This is a genomic window from Herbiconiux gentiana (assembly GCF_024978135.1).
GTDB lineage: Bacteria > Actinomycetota > Actinomycetes > Actinomycetales > Microbacteriaceae > Herbiconiux > Herbiconiux gentiana.
Window position 1 is genome coordinate 240,210 of record NZ_JANTEZ010000004.1, and the last position, 16,269, is coordinate 256,478.

Here is a 16,269-nt window from a genome sequence, read left to right on the forward strand (position 1 = left end):
GCGTGAGAATCCTAGCGGCCTGGAGAGCGCTCTCTGTGTCGCGCCCCGGCGAGCACGTCAGAGGCGGCGGCGGAGGGCCTTGCGCGCCGCCTCGGCCTGCTCGAGCGCGCGCCGTGCCTCGTCGAGCGAGCGCTGGTAGAGCGCGCCGTAGGTGAACGAGGCCTCGCCGGCCGCCTCGGCCCGACGCGAGGTGAGCAGCACGAACTCGGCGAACAGCGACGCGTCGCGGTGGCGGCCGAGCGCGTCCTGCAGCTCCTCGGCGGTCTCACCGACCGACACGGCCGCCCGGCCGAGCACGGCGGCGGCACCCTCCGTCGAGAACTCGGCGGCGTGCCGCAGCCGCCGGGCCGCCTTGCGCGAGTCGTGCAGCGCTCCGAGCGCCTCGGCCTCGGCGACCAGCTCGGATGCCTCCACGCCCGGCGACTCGGGCAGCGCGTCCCGCAGGCGGGCGGCCCGGGCGAGCGCCCGGCGGCCGGTGCGGTGCAGGGCCTCCTTCGCCTCCTTCTTCGGCGACGGCGCCGCGACCTGCGCCGGCCGGGCCGCGGCATCCGCCGAGACCGCACTCGCGCCCGCCGCGCCCCCCGCGCCCGCCGCGCCCCCCGCGCCCGCCGCGCCCCCCGCGACCCCGGCCGACCCCGTACCCCCGCCCGCCGTCAGCCCCTCGAGCTCCTCGAGCAGCCGGAAGTACGGCCCCTGCCCCAGCACCCGCACGAGCCGCTCATGTGCCTCGCCATGCTCCGCCCGCGTGTCCTCGACCAGCCGGCGCGTCGCGGCCGCATCGTCCACCCCGCGCTCGCGGGCGATCGCCTCGAGCTCCCGCGCAGCCCACTCGGCCCGCACCTCGAGGTCGCGCACCTCGCCGAGCACCGAGCCGAGCCGCGAGAGCCGGTCCCGGATGCCCGCCACCGCCGCCTGGTCGACGACGCCACGGTGGATCGCGAGCACGTTCCGCAGCCGCCGCACCGTCGTCCGGAACCGGTGCACCGCATCCTCGTCGTCCCGCCGCACGGCGGGGTCGAGCTCGATCAGCCGCGCGACGAGCTCGGCGACTCCGGCCCGCACGGTGTCCGCAGCCGTCGGCGCACCGGTCGGCGACGAGGCGGGCGCGTCCGCACCGAGCCCGGTGCGACCGAGCGCCTGGGCCAGCTTCGAGACGCTCGGTGAGACGGTGGCTCCGGCCGCGAGCAGGTGCTCCTCCAGCTCGTCGAGCAGCGCGGTGCGACCCTCGACGGTCGCCGGCCCGGCGGGGCCGAGCTCGGCCTCCCACTCGTGCCAGACGCGGGCGGTGCCCTGGCGGGCATCCGTCGCCTGCACCGCGTCGTCGGCGATCTCGGCCACCAGCCCGCCCTCGGCGTCGAGCAGCTCGGTCACGCGCCGGGTGGTGACGACCTGCGCCAACGGCGTCAGCTCGTGGTCGCGCACGTGCACGCGCACGACCTCGGCCACCTCGGCCGGTACCGCCGTGGAGTCGCCCGACCCCAGCGGGAACTGCAGCTCCGTGCGCCCCTCGGCCGCCGGCAGCTTCACGTGCCAGCCCTCGTCGTGGCCGCCCCGCCGGCGCCGCAGCGCGATCCTCGCCCGTGCCAGCGCGGCATCGGCGGTGTCGAAGTAGACCGCCTCCAGCGTGAAGGGCTCGAGGCTCGTCACCCGCACGACCCCGGCGCCCGCGCCGACCCCCTGCAGCGCGGGGAGCGCGCGATCGCCCTCCACCGCGTACTTGCGTTCGATCTCGATCTGACTGGTGTGAGCCATTGCCCAGGTCTGTCCCTTCACGGCGAGTTCCGCTTTCGCGGGCGGGAATGCGGAGCACACTGAAGGCGTGTCCGTCCCCGTACTCATTCTGGTCACCCGGCCGGTCGTCGGCGAGCCCGCGGGCTCGAGCGGCTCGCCCGGCAGGCCCTCCGAGTCGACGGATGCGCGGCCGGCCCCCTTCGTGCAGGCCGACCCGACCCTCCCCCACCTCAGCGTGCTCGATCTCGGGGTTACCCGCGGCGACGGCGAGTTCGAGACCGTGATGGTCTCCCAAGGCGCGGCGCCGGCGATCGACGCGCACCTCGACCGCTTCGCGGCCTCGGCGCGGCTGCTCGACCTGCCCGAACCGGATCGGGCGGTGTGGCGGGCGGCCTTCGACGCGGCGGTGGCCGCGCATCCGCCCGTCGAACTGCTCGCCGTGAAGCTCGTGCTCACCCGCGGCATCGAGGGGAAAGACACCCCGACCGGCTGGATCGTCGCCCAGCCCGGCCGCGACTTCAGCCGCGAACGCGTGGAGGGCGTGCGCGTGGTCACCCTCGACCGCGGCTACCGGCACGACGTGGCCACCACCTCGCCCTGGCTGCTGCAGGGCGCGAAGACGCTGTCGTACGCGGTGAACACGGCGGCCATCCGCGAGGCGAAGCGGCGAGGTGCCGATGACGTGATCTTCACCAGCTCCGACGGCTTCGTGCTCGAGGCCCCCACCGCGAGCGTGCTGCTGCGGGAGGGCGACCGGTTCGTGACGCCGTCGGCGGAGCTCGGCATCTTGCCCGGAACCACCCAGCGTCGGGCGTTCGCCCTGCTCGAGGAGCTCGGCTACGAAACCGGGGCGAAGCGGTTGCGCAGCAGCGAGCTGGGGCGGGCGGATGCGCTGTGGCTGGTCTCGAGCATCCGTCGCGCCGTGCCGGTGGTCGAGCTCGACGGTGTGGCCAAATGCGTCGACCGGGAGCTCACCGCGCGGCTGAACGAGTACCTCGGCGAGCACTGAGGCGGGGGCGACTAAGCCGTCTCGGCCAGCTCGCTGCCCTGCGCGAGCGTCGTGCGCTGCACGTTGTCGCCCACCCAGCGCACGAGCGGGATGAGCAGCTCGGCCAGCTCGGCACCGAGCGGCGTGAGGCTGTAGTCGACCCGCGGCGGCACGGTGCCGGCCGACTGGCGCAGCACGAAGCCGTCGCCCTCGAGCTGACGGAGCGTCTGGGCGAGCATCTTCTCGCTGATGCCCTCGACGTAGCGGTGCAGCTGCCCCCAGCGCATCGGCTCGGCCGCCAGCGCGGCCAGCACGAGCACGCCCCACTTGCTCGTCACGTGGTCGAGCACCACGCGGCTGAGGCACCCCGAGGCGAAGGGGTTGCCCTCGACCGACGGGGTGTCGGAGTGGATCTCGTCCCAGATGCGCTCGGCCATGACCCCACCCTAAGGTACTTACCGGAAAGTGGGTACTGCCGATCGGGAAGTATGGTCGGGGTCCAGCAGTTCTCCTCAGGACACCGGCCCCGAGCGGGGCCCCGAAAGGATCATCATGACCATCGTCGTCTCCGGAGCCACCGGCCACCTCGGCCGCCTCGCCGTCGAGCACCTGCTCGCGCGGGGTGTCGCCGCCTCCGACATCGTGGCCGCCGGCCGCACGCCCGAGAAGCTCGCCGCCCTCGCCGAGGCCACCGGCGTGCGCACCGCCGTGATCGACTTCACCGACCCCGCGACGCTCGACGCCGCTCTCGCGGGCGCCGAGAAGTTCGTGCTCGTCTCGGGCAGCGAGGTCGGCCAGCGTGCCGCCCAGCACCAGAACGCGATCGACGCGGCCGCCCGGGCCGGCGTGACGCAGCTCGTCTACACGAGCGCGCCGAAGGCGAGCGACAGCGCGCTCATCCTGGCCCCCGAGCACAAGGCGACCGAGGAGGCCATCGTCGCCTCCGGCGTGCCCGCCACCGTGCTCCGCAACGGCTGGTACCACGAGAACTACGACGGCTCCTACGCGCAGGCCGTGCAGTCGGGCGTCTACCTCGCGAGTACGGGCGAGGGCCGCGTCGCGAGCGCCCCGCGCACCGACTACGCCGAGGCGATCGCCGCGGTGCTGACGAGCGACGGCCACGTCGGAGCGGTCTACGAGCTCGCGGGCGACACGGCCTGGTCGGGCGACGACTTCGCCGCGGCCGCCTCCGCCGCGAGCGGGCGCGAGGTCGTCTACCGCTCGGTCTCGCCCGAGGAGCACCTCGAGGTGCTGAAGGGCGCCGGCCTCGACGAGGGCACGGCGGGCTTCGTGGTCGCCCTCGACGGCAACATCCGCGACGGCCTGCTCGGCGAGACCTCGGGCGACCTCGCCCGCTTGATCGGCCACCCGACCCAGCCCCTCGGGTCCTACCTCACGGCCCTCGCCGCCACCAACTGAGACCCCGCCCGATCGAGTTGCCCCTTTCCGCCCCAAAACCGCCGAAATAGGGCGGAAAGGGGCAACTCGATCGCCGTCAGAGCGCGCGGAGCTTCTCCAGGAGCGGGGCGGCGGCCGTCGCGAGGAACTCGTCCTGGCCCTCGTCGCCCACCTGCACCAGCGCGATGTCGGTGAAGCCGGCCTCGAGGTAGGGGCGGAAGCTCTCGGCGATCTCGTCGAGATCCGGTCCGCACGCGATCGAGCCGGCCACGTCGTCGGGTCGCACGAACTGGCTGGCCGCCGCGAACCCCGCGGGGGTCGGCAGATCGGCGTTCACCGACCATCCGCCCCCGAACCAGCGGAACTGGGCGTGCGCCTTCTCGATCGCCGCCTCCTTGTCGGTGCCCCAGCAGATCGGGATCTGCCCGATCGAGCGCGAGGGCTTGCCCGCGGCCTTCGTCCAGCCCTCGACGAGCGAGGCGTCGGGTTCGACCGCCACGAGGTGGTCGCCGAGCGGTGCGAAGCGCGCCACCGACTTCTCCCCCGACACGGCGAGCGCGATCGGCACGCCCTCGTCGGGGAGGTCCCAGATGCGCGCCGAGTCGACGCGGAAGTACTCGCCCTCCCAGGTCGTCAGCTCGCCGGTGTGCAACTCGCGGATGATGTGGATGGCCTCCTCGAGCATGTCCTGCCGCGCCGACACAGCGGGCCACCCCTCGCCCACGACGTGCTCGTTGAGGTTCTCGCCCGAGCCGAGGCCCAGGATGAAGCGACCGTCGGACAGCAGCTGCAGCGTCGCGGCCTTCTGCGCCACGACGGCCGGGTGGTAGCGCACGGTGGGGCAGGTGACGTAGGTCGCGAGCTCCACCCGCGAGGTGGCCTGGGCGACGGCGCCCAGCACGGTCCACGCGTACGAGGCGTGCCCCTGCTCCGTCAGCCACGGCGAGTAGTGGTCGCTCGACACCTCGAAGTCGAAGCCCACCTCCTCGGCGGCGACGGCGTAGCGCACGAGGTCTTTCGGACCGCTCTGCTCGGTCATCAGGGTGTAGCCGAAGCGCACCATGGGGTTCTCCTGTTCTGCACGTCTTTCTGCACGATGGTGCCCTCCACGCTGGCACCACCGGGCAGAACACGCACCAGCCGGGTGCTAGACGAGCGTCGGCTGCCAGGCGACGGATGCGCGGCTGCGCAGCACCGCCGGCCCCACCCTCAGAGTTCCGCTCGACAGCGGCTCGCAGCGCACCCCACCCCGGCCGCGCAGGGCCTTGTGCGCGCCCTCGGCCAGCACCACGTTCATCCACCCGCACGGGCTCGCCGCACGGTGCCCCTGGAAGAGCACCTCCCCCTCGCCCGAGTCGAGGCCGAACTCCTCGCCGCGCAGCGCGTCGACGTCGACCCCGCGCAGCAGGATGTTGCGCCGCGGTGTTGCCAGGTCGAACGGCGTCGCCACCCCGAGCGCCTGCTGCACCCATTCCAGCGACTCGACGGCCATCACCGTCACGGCCGAGGTGCGGTGCGCCGCGCTCCGCCCGAAGAACCGGTCGCCGACGATGCCGAGGCCCGCGCGCACCTCGATCGCCTCGCGGCTCTCGTCGACCCCCGCCGCGGCGGGCAGCGGCCCGTCGGCCGGCCGCCCCTCGTACCGGTGCAGCGGCGACGCCAGCAGGTGCACGATCTCGACGTCGTACCGGGTCACCGCTGGTGGTCGCTCTCGGCGTGCCGGATGGCCGCGTCGGCCTCGGCACCCCCCTCGAGGTCGGCGCCGAGGTACGCCGCCGACTGCGGTAGGCGGATGCTCACGCCGAAGTACGTCTCGATCGCGAGCTCGCCCGTGGCGCCCTCCAGCCCCAGCACGTGTCCCCCGACCTCGCCCGAGGCGCTCACGAAGTGCAGGTGCGTGCCCGCGACGCTCACGCCCTGGAAGAAGGACGGGGCGACGAACCCCACGAGGGTGCCCACCGCATCCGTCACCGTCACCTCGCGCTGGTCGTGCACGGCCTCGGCCAGCGGGAGGTAGGGTTCGGTCTGCCGTCTGGCCTCGCGCAGCGCCACCGAGGCGAAGCGGCCCTCGAAGCGCACGGCGTGGAAGACGTTCTCGCTGACGGTGCGGGCCTGCATCTCCGCGATCAGCGCGGCGAGGTCGGCGACGGCCTCGAGGGGCTCGGAGGAGTCGGCCTGGAACGACACCACCTCGGCGAACGCGAGGGTCTCGTCGGGCGGCAGCACCGTGACCGTGCCGTCGCCGTGGAACAGGCGGAACACGCCGTCGAGCACTACCAGCTCGCCGTCCATGTGGTCGCCGCAACCCAGGCCGAAGTCGCCACCGCGGGCGACCTCGGCGACGGTGAACTCCCCGTCGAACAGGCCCGCGACCAGCGCGTCGACGACGGAGTACTGCTGCACGGCCTTCTCGGCCCGGAATCGGCGCATGAGGGGCATTCTCGCGCACATCCCAGCGGAACGCACCAGAGTAGAGATATGCCCACACGTCTCGAGCGCAACATCGACCTCCTGCTGAGCGTCCATCGTCCGGCCGTGCTCGCGCATCTGCGCGGCATCCGCCGGCTGCACCCGAACGCCACGCCCGAGCAGCTGCTCGCCATCCTCGAGCGGCGCTACGTCACCGCGGTGACCAGCGGCGGCGCCGCCGTCGGGGCGAGCGCGATGTTCCCGTTCGTCGGCACGGGCGTGTCGCTCGGCCTCTCGGCGGTCGAGACCGCGGGCTTCCTGGAGACCACCGCGCTGTTCGCGCAGTCGGTCACCGAGGTGCACGGCATCGCGGTCGACGACCCCGACCGCGCCCGCGCGCTCGTGATGACCCTGATCATGGGCAAGGCAGGCAGTGACCTGCTCAAGCAGATCGCGGGGCAGGCCACCGGTGGGGTCGGCCGGAACGCCTACTGGGGCCAGGTCGTCACCTCGAGCCTCCCGCAGTTCGTCGTGGGGCCCGTCGCCGACCAGGTGAAGAAGGTGTTCCTCAAGCGCTTCGCGATCGGGCAGGGCACGAACGCCGTCGGTCGCGCCATCCCGTTCGGCGTGGGGGCCGCGATCGGCGGCGTGGGCAACCTGATGCTCGGCCGCACGGTCATCCAGTCGGCGCGGTCGGCGTTCGGGGCGCCACCGATCACGTTCCCGGAGGCGCTCGCCATCACGGTCAAGGCACCGAAGGCGGCGAAGGCCGGGAAGCCGGACCGGACCGAGAAGGCCATCGACGACGGCTCGACGAGGAAGGGCGTGAAGCGCATCCTGCCCCGCCGCCGCCAGGCCGCGATCGAGGCACCCGGACCGCGCGGCGACGGGCCGCAGAACGAAAGCGCTGTGCCCGACATCCGCATCTAGACTCCTGTGCCCTAGCTGGCAGTGGTAGCCTGGAGGCGATCGAGGGTATATAAGCTCGTCGATCGATCATCGGTCGAGTGGTTCGTCAGCAGAGGGGGGTCGTCATGAAGTACCGTGTCGCCGCCGCCGTGCTCGCCACCCTGGCCCTCGTCGGCTTCGGCTCGTCGGCCGCGTTCGCGTCCGACGACGAGGCGCGCCCCGTGCTCGCCGAGACGGGCTACGACTTCACGCCGATGCTCGTCACGGCCGCGGTGTTCCTGCTGATCGCCGGTGTCGCGGTCATCGTGGCGAAGTACTTCGTCGCACGCGCCGGCACCCGCTAGCGCCGCGCAGCCCCGTGCCGGAAGCCTCTAGCGCCGCCCCGCCCCGCGCCGGCACCCGCTAGCGCGCCCCGCGCCGCGCCTCAGTCGCGTTCGTCGGGCTCGGCCTCGGTGTCGCCCAGCGCGACCGGCTCGTCGCGCGCGTGCAGCGCGGCGTTGCGGTCCCACTCGGCCAGCAGATGCTCGACGGCCCCGTGGAAACGGGCCGTCGCCGCCCCGGGCGTCGTGTCGCCGAAGTAGTGCCGCACCCAGCGGCCGAGCCGCACCCCCGCCGCCGAGTCGTGCGAGAGCTCGTCGAGCCGCGCCCGCACCCGCGGTGCCTCCTCGGCGGTCAGCCACTCGCAGTCCGACAGGTACCCGCCCATGTCGATCTGCGCCTCGGGCGACACGGGGCGCGTGATGAGCAGCGGCTTCCCCGTCGCGAGCCGGTCGTAGACCATCGCCGAGACGTCGACGATCGCGATGTCGGCGGCCGCGAGCTGCCAGCCGAGCTCCGCGCCCGTGTCGTGCACGTGCTGCGCCGAGGGATCGGCCCGGTTCGCCGCCGCGATCGCCTGCACGATCGACCGGTTCGCCGCCGCGTAGGCCGGGTCGAGCACCCCGCTCCGCGGGTGCGGCCGGTAGATCAACCGGTGCGCCGGAGAGGCGAGCACGTCGCGCACCAGAGCCACGCCGTGCGAGGCGATCGACCCATAGGCGGCGGCCGAGCGGTCGCCCTCCCAGGTGGGGGCGTAGAGCACGACCGTGCGCTCGTCGGGCGTGAACGGCGTGCGACCCGAGTAGTGGTCGGCCTGCGGCCGCCCGATCGGCAGCGCGCGCTTGTCGAAGTCGAAGTCCCAGAGCACCCGCTGCAGTCGGGCGATCGCGGCGTCGCCGGCCACGAAGCTGTAGTCGTAGGCCTTGAACTGGTTCGTGGTCATGTACATCTTGTCGCTCTCACCGTGATTGATGAACACGTGCCACCGGCGGCCGTAGCGCATCATCTGGAAGTTGCGAGCGTTCTGATTGACGTACAGCACGATCTTGAGGTCGTGCTCGCCGAGGAAGTCCTCGAGGTCGCGCACCGTGCGCACGTACGCCACCGGCACCGGCGACTCCTCGAGCAGGGCGCTGGTGCCCGCCGGGTTGCGGCTGAGGATCACGACGGGATGCGTCTTCGCCAGCTCGGCCAGCGGCTCGTACCACTGCCGCAGCTGGTAGAGGTTCACCGGCCCGTCGGCGAAGTAGACGCCGATCTCGAAGCGGCGGGTGGGCAGCGGGGCCCGCGAGGCGAGCTGACCGGCGAGGGTGCGGCGCACCGAACGCGCCTTCACGAGGTCGCGGACGACGGTCCATCCGAGCTTCGCATCGTTCAGCAGTCCCACTCGTCAAGGCTAACGAGGGCCGTCGGGGCCACCCCCCGAATCGGGGTCTCCTAAGGGGTTCTTTAGGCAATCGTGACCTTCGTCACCTGTCGAGCGAGCGGATGCGCGTCCCGCCCGCTCTGCGCTCAGATGACCGGTGGGCGGCCGCCCGACCCCGGCGGGCCGAACGGCGCTCAGCCGACCGGTCGGCGCCCGCCCCGCGGCCCGCTCGGCGCTCAGACGATCGGTGGCCGCCCGGCCGCTGCCATGCGCAGCACGGTGCGCCACGACATCGGCCGCCGCTCCCCCGCGTCGCTCCGCCACCCCTCGGCCCACCCGCCGAACCACGCCTTCAGGGCCGCCGGGCGCCGCGCCCAGCGCAGCAGCTGGATGCCCGTCCAACTCCCCACGTACAGCGGCACGAGCACCGCCGGCAGGTTGCGCTTGGCGAGCCACACCCGGTTCCGGGCGTTCAGCCGGTAGTAGTACGCGTGCCGGCTCGGCTCGATCGCCGGGTGGTTCGCGACCAGTGTCCCCTCGTACCAGGTGCGGAGCCCCTGGTCCCAGACCCGCCAGGCGAGCTCGATGCCCTCGTGCGCGTAGAAGAAGGGCGCCGCCCAGCCGCCCGTTCGGTCGAAGACGGCGCGCGGCAGGAGCGTCGCGCCCTCCCAGACCGAGAACACCGGGCCCGACTGCTCGGGCGAGCCCTTGCGGATGCGCGGCACCCACCGGCGCGGGTTCTCGCGCCCCTCGGGATCGACGACCCGCGGCTGCAGCAGCCCGATCGAGGGGTCGGCGCGCAGCCGCGCGACGGCGTCGGCGAGGAACGTCGGCGACGGCAGGCTCGCGTCGTCGTCGAGGAAGAAGACGTACTCGCCGGAGACGACCGCGGCCCCGGCGTTCCGACCGGCCGGGATGCCGACGTTCTCGGGCAGGGCCAGGGTCCGCAGCGCATCCGGGAACCCCGTGGGAACCCACCCGTTGCCCACGCAGACGATGTCGAGCGCGACACCCCGCTGGGCGAGCAGCGATTCGGCGCCCCGCCGCAGCTCGGCCGGGCGGGTGCCCTGGGTGAGCAGCACCACGCCGATGGTGGGCACCGACCCGCCGGAGGGTTCGCCCGCCCGCCCGGCCGAGGCCGCCTCGCTCAGGAGCGCACCCGCTTGGAGGCCATGATCGCCACGAAGTGCCCCACGAGCGCCAGCAGCGACAGCGGCACGAGGGCGATGAGCAGGATGCGGTCGGCGAGGACCCCGCCGATGAACAGCCCCACGACGGCGAACGCGAAGATCAGCATCGTCAGCTCGACCGAGTGGTAGAGCCGGTGGAACGGCACGAAGCGCGCCGCCCGGCGCAGACGCGCGACGAGGGCCTGGGAGGGCTCCGACTCGCCCTTCTTGTCGGCCAGCTTGTCGAGCCCGGCGTTCGCGCGGGCGACGTGCACCATGTCGTTCAGCGCCTTGTTCAGCACGATCACGAGGGCGAGCAGAAGGCCGAGGGTCGTCCAGAGGAAGTCCTCCGGGGCCTCGAACGGGTAGCCGGCGGCCCGGAGGCCGAGCGCGATCGGGATGAGCGACTCGGTCGTGTAGTGGCCGACTTTGTCGAGGAACACCCCGGCGGGCGAGGAGGTGCGACGCCAGCGGGCGACCTCGCCGTCGCAGCAGTCGACGAGCATCTGCAGCTGGCCGAGCACGAGGGCGAGGGCGGCTCCGCCGATGCCCGGGATCAGCAGGGCGGCCGCCGTGGCCCACCCCGTGAGGATCATCAGCCCGGTGACGCCGTTGGCCGAGATGGACGTCTTGAGGAGCATCCACGTGACGTACGGGGAGAGGCGCCGCAGGTACAGCGACGCGGTCCAGTGCTCGGCGTTGCGGCGGCCGCGCACCTCGGGGGGCTGCGCGACGGCCTTGAGCTCGGCGATCGAGGTCGGCCGGGCGGAGGGGGCGTGGGGCACGGTCACCTTCCCGTGTGCGCGGTGATGTTCTTCGTCAGCTTGAGGAATCCGAGGATGAAACCCAGGCCCCAGCTGAAATGGATGCACGGCAAGACTACGAGAAACCACGCCCCCGCGCGTCGACCCTGGCTGCGCGCGGCGCCGACGGCCGCGACCGCGACGAAGACGAGGTAGACGAGCGGCACGACGAAGCCGAGGGTCAGCCAGGTGCCCGTGGCGAGCCCGACGGCACCCACCGCGAGGCCGAGCACGACGGCCGCGACCATGACGGGCGGCACGAAGTACTTCAGGGCGTTGGCGGTGAAGAAGCGCCGGGCGAGCTCGCCGCGCCAGAGCCCGGTCGAGAAGAACTGCCGTGCGAGACGCTCGAGCGAGGGGCGCGGCCGGTAGGTCACCACGAGGCGGGGCGTGAACCAGACGGTGCCACCCGCCTCGCGCAGGCGCCGGTTGAGCTCCCAGTCCTGGCCGCGGCGGATGTCCTTGTTGAACAAGCCCACCCGCGTCAGCCAGCTGCGCTGGAACACCCCGAGGTAGACCGTCTCGGCCGGGCCTTCGACCCCTCCGACGTGGTGCGCGCCGCCGCCCAGGCCGGCCTTGGAGCCGTAGGCGTGGGCGACCGCCCGCTCGAACGCCGTGGTGCCCTCCGCCTTCATGATGCCGCCCACGTTCGCGGCATCGGTGCGCAGCAGCGCCTCGACCGCCACCCGGGTGTAGTCGCGCGGCAGCAGCGAGTGCGCGTCGACCCGCACCACGACGGGGTAGCGCGAGGCGGCGATGGCGACGTTCAGCCCGCTCGGCGTCGAACCGGTGGGGTTCTCGATCACCCGGATGCGCGGGTCGACGCTCGAGAGCCGCCCCACCAGCTCGGTGGTGCCGTCGATCGACGGGCCGAGGGCGACGATGACGTCGAAGGGGCCGGTGTAGTCCTGGTCGAGCAGGCTGGCGATCGCGGCCTCGACGTGGGTGACCTCGTTCAGCACGGGCATCACGTACGACACACCCGGCAGCCCGGGGTCGGCCTGGTCGGGTGCCGCCTGGTCGGGTGCCGCCTGGCCAGAGGGGTCGGTCATCGCATCCGCTCGTCGATCGTGGTGCCGGTGGAACCGTCGGCGCCGGTGGAACCCATAGTGCCGGTGGTGCCGGTGGTGCCGCCACGACGACGGAAGGCCCGCCGCCGCTCTGCAGCGACGACGAGCCTATCAGCCGGGTGTTCCCCGATCCGGGTGGGCGGATGCCCTAGCCGGCGAGCTCCCCGAGGGTGACGGCGACCGTCTGCGACTTGCCGTCGCGCACGAACGTCAGCTCGGCCTTGCCGCCCGCGGGCTGCGTGCGCACGAGTGCGGTGAGGTCGATCGAGTCGGTGACCGGCTGACCGTTCAGCGCCGTGACGATGTCGCCCGCCTTCAGGCCCGCCGCCTCGGCGGCTCCCCCCGAGGAGACGGAGTCGATGTAGGCCCCGCCCTGGGTGCTGTTCGGCTGCGAGGCCGCGTCGGCCACCGAGGCGCCGAGCAGGCCGTGGGTGGCCTTGCCGTCGTCGATGATCTCGCCGGTGACCCGCTTGACGAGGTTGGCCGGGATGGAGAAGCCCACGCCGATGTTGCCGGACTGGCCCCCGCTCTCGCTGCTCGAGCCGGCACTCGCGATCGCCACGTTGATGCCGATCAGCTCGCCCTTGTCGTTCAGCAGCGCACCGCCGGAGTTGCCGGGGTTGATCGCCGCGTCGGTCTGGATGACCGAGAGCGAGATGGACTGCTGCTGGGTGGGGGCCTGCTGCTCCTGCTGCTGGTCGCCGCCCTGGCCCGGGAGGTCGAAGTTCCAGAAGTCGTACGGGCCCTGCTCGCCCTGGTCGGGGCTGGGGTTCGTCTCGGTGTCCTTCGGAGCCGCGGAGGAGGCGACCGTGATGCTGCGGTTCAGGGCGCTGACGATGCCGTTCGTGACGGTGCCGTTCAACCCGAGCGGCGAGCCGATGGCCACCGTCTGGTCGCCGACCTCGAGCTTGGAGGAGTCGGCGAACTCGATCGGGGTCAGGTTCTTCGCGTCGGTGAGCTTGATCACGGCGAGGTCGGCGACCGGGTCGGTGCCGACGACGGTGGCGTTGTAGATCGTGCCGTCGTTCGCCTGCGCCTTGATCTCGGCGTTGCCGGTGGCTCCGTCGAGGGTGACGACGTGGGTGTTGGTCACCACGTAGCCGTCGGCGGTGAGCACGACGCCCGAGCCGGTGCCGGCGGCGGAATCGCCCGAGGCCGAGATGGTGACGACCGACGGTGAGGCCTTGGCGGCCACCGCGGTGACCAGGTTCGCGTCGTCGGGGTTGTTCACGGTGATGCTCGTGGGGCTCGAGGCCGAGTTCGACGAGCCGCCGCCGTCCTGGTTCACCAGGAGCGCCGTGACGCCGGCGCCCGAGGCGCCGCCGATGAGGGCGCCGATGGCCAGCGCGGCGATCAGCACGGGGCCACCCCGGCGCTTCTTGGGCGCCGTGGGGGCCTTGCCCTGGTCGGCGTAGGCGCCGGAGGCGGCGTACATCGCGGAGTTGAAGTTCGGGTCGTGCGGCGCCGTGGCGTAGGGATGAGTGCCGGTGGGCGGGGTGCCGAAGGCGCCGTTGCCGTAGTGGGCGGGCTGCACGGGCTGGCCCTGCGGGGCGGGGTAGGCCGGGGCGGCCGGGGCCCCGGGGGTTGCCTGAGCGGCGGGGGCGGCCGCGGCGGGGGCTGCCGGGGCGGCCGGGGCGGCCTGGGTGTACGGCTGCGGCGCCTGGTACGGCGGAAGCGGGGTGGTGGCCTGCGTGGCGGCGGGCGACTGTGCCGGGGCCTCGGGCCGGGCCGTGTCCGCAGCCGCGGTCGGCGCCGGGGCCGGGACGATGGGAGGAACGACGGCGGTGGTGTCGTCGCGGTGGTCGGCTGCCGTCTCCGAGACCGGAGCGTCGTGCTTCGGCTGCTCGACGTCGGCCGGAATGCCCTCGGGGTTCTCGGTGCTCTCTGACATGTGGGGTGCTCCTTCCAAGCTCAGGCCAGCATCCCCACCCAAACTGGGCGTTCTCTATGACCAGGCTGTATGCGGACTGCCGTGTGCTTATGACGACCCTAGGAACGACTCCCGGCCGGTACTCGAGCCTCCCCCTCCCGGGCCGGGACGGCACCCGCGTGACGGTAGGTTCTAAGGATGACCCTCTCCGGATCCTGGCAGCGCACCGCCCGCGGCGCCGGACTGCTGGCCCCCGACGGCCGGATCGCCTCGACCATCTTCGCCGAGATGAGCGCCCTCGCGGCCTCGACCGGCGCGATCAACCTCGGTCAGGGCTTCCCCGACGAGGCCGGCCCGGACGAGGTGCTCGACGCGGCCCGCCGCGCGATCTCCGAGGGGGTCAACCAGTACCCGCCGGGCCCCGGCATGCCGGTGCTGCGCGAGGCCGTCGCCGCCCACCAGGAGCGCTTCTACGGCCTGAGCGTCGACCCCGCCGAGGTGCTCGTCACCGCGGGAGCCACGGAGGCCCTGGCCGCGACCGTCCTGGCGCTGGTCGACGACGGCGACGAGGTCGTGACGCTCGAGCCGTTCTACGACGCCTACGGCGGACTGATCGCCCTGGCGCGAGGCCGTCACGTCACCGTGCCGCTGCGCGGCCACGACTTCCTGCCCGATCACGACGAGCTGCGGGCGGCGGTCACCGACCGCACCAAGGTCATCCTGATCAACAACCCGCACAACCCCACCGGCACGGTGCTGCCCCTCGAGACCCTCGAGCTGATCGTCGAGTTGGCCCACGAGCACGACGCCGTCATCGTCACCGACGAGGTCTACGAGCACCTCGTGTTCGACGCCCCGCACATCCCGGTCGCGTCGCTGCCCGGCGCCCGCGAGCGCACGGTCACCATCTCGTCGGCCGGCAAGACCTTCAGCGTCACCGGGTGGAAGATCGGCTGGATCGTCGCCCCGCGCGAGATCGTCACGGCGATCCTCGCGGTCAAGCAGTTCCTCACCTTCGTCAACGGTGCGCCGTTCCAGCCCGCCGTCGCCGTGGGGCTCGGCCTCCCCGACTCATTCTTCGACGGGATCGCCTCGACCCTGCGGGCGAAGCGCGACCTGCTGTCGCAGGGGCTGGTCAAGGCCGGGTTCGACGTCTCGTCGCCGCGCGGCACGTACTTCGTCGTCGCCGACGCCGCTCCGCTCGGCTACGCCGACGCGCGGGTGCTCTGCCGCGAGCTGCCGTCACTCGCCGGGGTCGTGGGGGTGCCGATCAGCGCGTTCTGCCACGAGGAGCTCGCGGGCGAGTACGCGTCTCTCGTGCGGTTCGCGTTCTGCAAGAAGACCGAGGTGCTCGAGCGCGCCGCGGCGCAGCTCGCCCGGCTCGGCCGCTAGGCGCGCGGCGCTACTAAGCCCGCGGCACCACGTCGAAGCGGCGCAGCGCGAGCGCCGGGTTCACCCGCCGCACCTCGTCGATGCGGGCCGGATCGACCCATGCCACCGCCACGTCCTCCCGCTCGCCGAGCGAGGCGATCGTCACCCCCATCGGGTCGACGACGAGGCTCGCGCCCACCCCGATCGGCGGCGTCTGGTCAGCGGCCGCGACGTAGATCGTGTTCTCGAGCGCCCGCGCCGTGACGAGCGAGCGCCAGTGGTGCTCCTTCAGCGGCCCGCGCACCCACTCGGCCGGCACCGCCACGAGATCGGCCCCGGCGTCGACGAGCCGGCGCGTCACCTCCGGGAACCGGATGTCATAGCAGGTCTGCAGCCCGATCGTCACACCCTGGATCGAGAAGGTCTCGGGCTCGGCGATCGCCCCGAGCTCCACCCAGTCGCTCTCGGTGGCCCCGAAGGCGTCGTAGAGGTGCAGCTTGCTGTAGGTCGCCACGAGTCCCTCGACCGGGTCGAGCGCCACGAGGCGGTTGGCGAAACGTCCCGGCTGCTCCGAGGTCGCGACGAGGCCGGCCACGACGTGCACGTCGAGCTCGCGGGCGAGGTCGGCGAGGGCCGCCACGAAGGGTCCGTCGACGGGCTGGGCGTGCTCGAGCATCCGCTCGCCGAGGGGGTCGACGAAGAACGAGGAGTATTCGGGGAAGACGACCAGCGAGGCGCCGCGGCCGACCGCGAGGCGGGTGAGCCGGTCGACGGCGGCCAGGTTGGCGTCGGTGTCGTCGCCGGGGGCGAACTGCGCGACGGCCACACCGAAGCCGGGCACGGTCATGCGCCTGCCCCCTCGACGGG

16 protein-coding genes are annotated in these 16,269 nt (G+C 72.9%); 5 read left to right on the forward strand and 11 right to left on the reverse strand.

The window, feature by feature from the left end; all coding sequences use genetic code 11:
• Positions 1–57 precede the first annotated feature (57 nt).
• Positions 58–1,752 carry a CYTH and CHAD domain-containing protein gene (locus tag NVV95_RS11590; protein ID WP_259486700.1) on the reverse strand — a complete coding sequence of 565 codons (1,695 nt, stop codon included), beginning with the start codon at positions 1,750–1,752 and terminating at the stop codon, positions 58–60.
• A gap of 67 nt (positions 1,753–1,819) precedes the next feature.
• On the opposite strand from NVV95_RS11590, the gene NVV95_RS11595 reads away from it, so the two are divergent.
• Complete coding sequence (locus NVV95_RS11595) at positions 1,820–2,740, forward strand: aminodeoxychorismate lyase (RefSeq protein ID WP_259486701.1); 921 nt, start codon at positions 1,820–1,822, stop codon at positions 2,738–2,740.
• An 11-nt stretch (positions 2,741–2,751) separates the two neighbouring features.
• Here NVV95_RS11595 and NVV95_RS11600 read toward each other — a convergent pair whose 3' ends face one another.
• Positions 2,752–3,156, reverse strand: coding sequence for a winged helix-turn-helix transcriptional regulator (locus tag NVV95_RS11600; protein WP_259486702.1), 405 nt, complete (start codon positions 3,154–3,156; stop codon positions 2,752–2,754).
• A gap of 115 nt (positions 3,157–3,271) precedes the next feature.
• On the opposite strand from NVV95_RS11600, the gene NVV95_RS11605 reads away from it, so the two are divergent.
• Complete coding sequence (locus NVV95_RS11605; protein ID WP_259486703.1) at positions 3,272–4,138, forward strand: SDR family oxidoreductase; 867 nt, start codon at positions 3,272–3,274, stop codon at positions 4,136–4,138.
• A gap of 76 nt (positions 4,139–4,214) precedes the next feature.
• Here the strand turns inward: NVV95_RS11605 and NVV95_RS11610 are convergent, their stop codons facing one another.
• The 3 genes from NVV95_RS11610 to budA all read right to left on the reverse strand — a co-directional run bounded on the left by NVV95_RS11610 (position 4,215) and on the right by budA (position 6,547).
• Positions 4,215–5,180: an LLM class F420-dependent oxidoreductase gene (locus NVV95_RS11610; RefSeq protein ID WP_259486704.1), complete on the reverse strand. Its 966-nt coding sequence runs from the start codon at positions 5,178–5,180 to the stop codon at positions 4,215–4,217.
• 84 nt (positions 5,181–5,264) lie between these two features.
• On the reverse strand, positions 5,265–5,813 hold the full coding sequence (locus NVV95_RS11615) for an MOSC domain-containing protein (RefSeq protein ID WP_259486705.1): 549 nt from the start codon (positions 5,811–5,813) through the stop codon (positions 5,265–5,267).
• Positions 5,810–6,547 (reverse strand): acetolactate decarboxylase, encoded by a 738-nt coding sequence (budA, locus tag NVV95_RS11620; protein WP_259486706.1) that lies wholly within the window; start codon positions 6,545–6,547, stop codon positions 5,810–5,812. Before budA ends, NVV95_RS11615 begins: the two co-directional genes overlap by 4 nt.
• A gap of 48 nt (positions 6,548–6,595) precedes the next feature.
• Here budA and NVV95_RS11625 point away from each other — a divergent pair, with 48 nt between their 5' ends.
• Both NVV95_RS11625 and NVV95_RS11630 read left to right on the forward strand, forming a co-directional pair.
• Positions 6,596–7,456, forward strand: coding sequence for a hypothetical protein (locus tag NVV95_RS11625; protein ID WP_259486707.1), 861 nt, complete (start codon positions 6,596–6,598; stop codon positions 7,454–7,456).
• Positions 7,457–7,560: 104 nt separating this feature from the next.
• Positions 7,561–7,779 (forward strand): hypothetical protein, encoded by a 219-nt coding sequence (locus NVV95_RS11630; RefSeq protein WP_259486708.1) that lies wholly within the window; start codon positions 7,561–7,563, stop codon positions 7,777–7,779.
• An 80-nt stretch (positions 7,780–7,859) separates the two neighbouring features.
• On the opposite strand, the gene NVV95_RS11635 is transcribed toward NVV95_RS11630, so the two are convergent.
• The 5 genes from NVV95_RS11635 to NVV95_RS11655 all read right to left on the reverse strand — a co-directional run bounded on the left by NVV95_RS11635 (position 7,860) and on the right by NVV95_RS11655 (position 14,052).
• Entirely contained in the window at positions 7,860–9,140 is a 1,281-nt protein-coding gene (locus NVV95_RS11635; protein ID WP_259486709.1) for a CDP-glycerol glycerophosphotransferase family protein, read from the reverse strand.
• Between the two features lie 215 nt (positions 9,141–9,355).
• Positions 9,356–10,219 (reverse strand): glycosyltransferase family 2 protein, encoded by an 864-nt coding sequence (locus NVV95_RS11640; protein WP_259486710.1) that lies wholly within the window; start codon positions 10,217–10,219, stop codon positions 9,356–9,358.
• A 47-nt stretch (positions 10,220–10,266) separates the two neighbouring features.
• On the reverse strand, positions 10,267–11,073 hold the full coding sequence (locus NVV95_RS11645; RefSeq protein ID WP_259486711.1) for a CDP-alcohol phosphatidyltransferase family protein: 807 nt from the start codon (positions 11,071–11,073) through the stop codon (positions 10,267–10,269).
• A gap of 2 nt (positions 11,074–11,075) precedes the next feature.
• On the reverse strand, positions 11,076–12,143 hold the full coding sequence (locus NVV95_RS11650) for a glycosyltransferase family 2 protein (protein ID WP_259486712.1): 1,068 nt from the start codon (positions 12,141–12,143) through the stop codon (positions 11,076–11,078).
• Positions 12,144–12,309: 166 nt separating this feature from the next.
• Positions 12,310–14,052 carry a S1C family serine protease gene (locus tag NVV95_RS11655; protein WP_259486713.1) on the reverse strand — a complete coding sequence of 581 codons (1,743 nt, stop codon included), beginning with the start codon at positions 14,050–14,052 and terminating at the stop codon, positions 12,310–12,312.
• 177 nt (positions 14,053–14,229) lie between these two features.
• Between NVV95_RS11655 and NVV95_RS11660 the strand changes: the two genes are divergently transcribed.
• Positions 14,230–15,423 carry an aminotransferase class I/II-fold pyridoxal phosphate-dependent enzyme gene (locus tag NVV95_RS11660; RefSeq protein ID WP_259486714.1) on the forward strand — a complete coding sequence of 398 codons (1,194 nt, stop codon included), beginning with the start codon at positions 14,230–14,232 and terminating at the stop codon, positions 15,421–15,423.
• Between the two features lie 13 nt (positions 15,424–15,436).
• Here the strand turns inward: NVV95_RS11660 and NVV95_RS11665 are convergent, their stop codons facing one another.
• A complete protein-coding gene (locus tag NVV95_RS11665; protein WP_259486715.1) occupies positions 15,437–16,249 on the reverse strand; it encodes a carbon-nitrogen hydrolase family protein in 813 nt (270 codons plus the stop codon).
• Positions 16,250–16,269 lie beyond the last annotated feature (20 nt).

Coding starts and splice junctions, on each gene's coding strand:
- NVV95_RS11590 (WP_259486700.1), bottom strand. CDS start 1,752: ATGGCTCACACCAGTCAGATCGAGATCGAACGCAAGTACGCGGTGGAG.
- NVV95_RS11600 (WP_259486702.1), bottom strand. CDS start 3,156: ATGGCCGAGCGCATCTGGGACGAGATCCACTCCGACACCCCGTCGGTC.
- NVV95_RS11605 (WP_259486703.1), top strand. CDS start 3,272: ATGACCATCGTCGTCTCCGGAGCCACCGGCCACCTCGGCCGCCTCGCC.
- NVV95_RS11610 (WP_259486704.1), bottom strand. CDS start 5,180: ATGGTGCGCTTCGGCTACACCCTGATGACCGAGCAGAGCGGTCCGAAA.
- budA (WP_259486706.1), bottom strand. CDS start 6,547: ATGCGCCGATTCCGGGCCGAGAAGGCCGTGCAGCAGTACTCCGTCGTC.
- NVV95_RS11625 (WP_259486707.1), top strand. CDS start 6,596: ATGCCCACACGTCTCGAGCGCAACATCGACCTCCTGCTGAGCGTCCAT.
- NVV95_RS11630 (WP_259486708.1), top strand. CDS start 7,561: ATGAAGTACCGTGTCGCCGCCGCCGTGCTCGCCACCCTGGCCCTCGTC.
- NVV95_RS11650 (WP_259486712.1), bottom strand. CDS start 12,143: ATGACCGACCCCTCTGGCCAGGCGGCACCCGACCAGGCGGCACCCGAC.
- NVV95_RS11655 (WP_259486713.1), bottom strand. CDS start 14,052: ATGTCAGAGAGCACCGAGAACCCCGAGGGCATTCCGGCCGACGTCGAG.
- NVV95_RS11660 (WP_259486714.1), top strand. CDS start 14,230: ATGACCCTCTCCGGATCCTGGCAGCGCACCGCCCGCGGCGCCGGACTG.
- NVV95_RS11665 (WP_259486715.1), bottom strand. CDS start 16,249: ATGACCGTGCCCGGCTTCGGTGTGGCCGTCGCGCAGTTCGCCCCCGGC.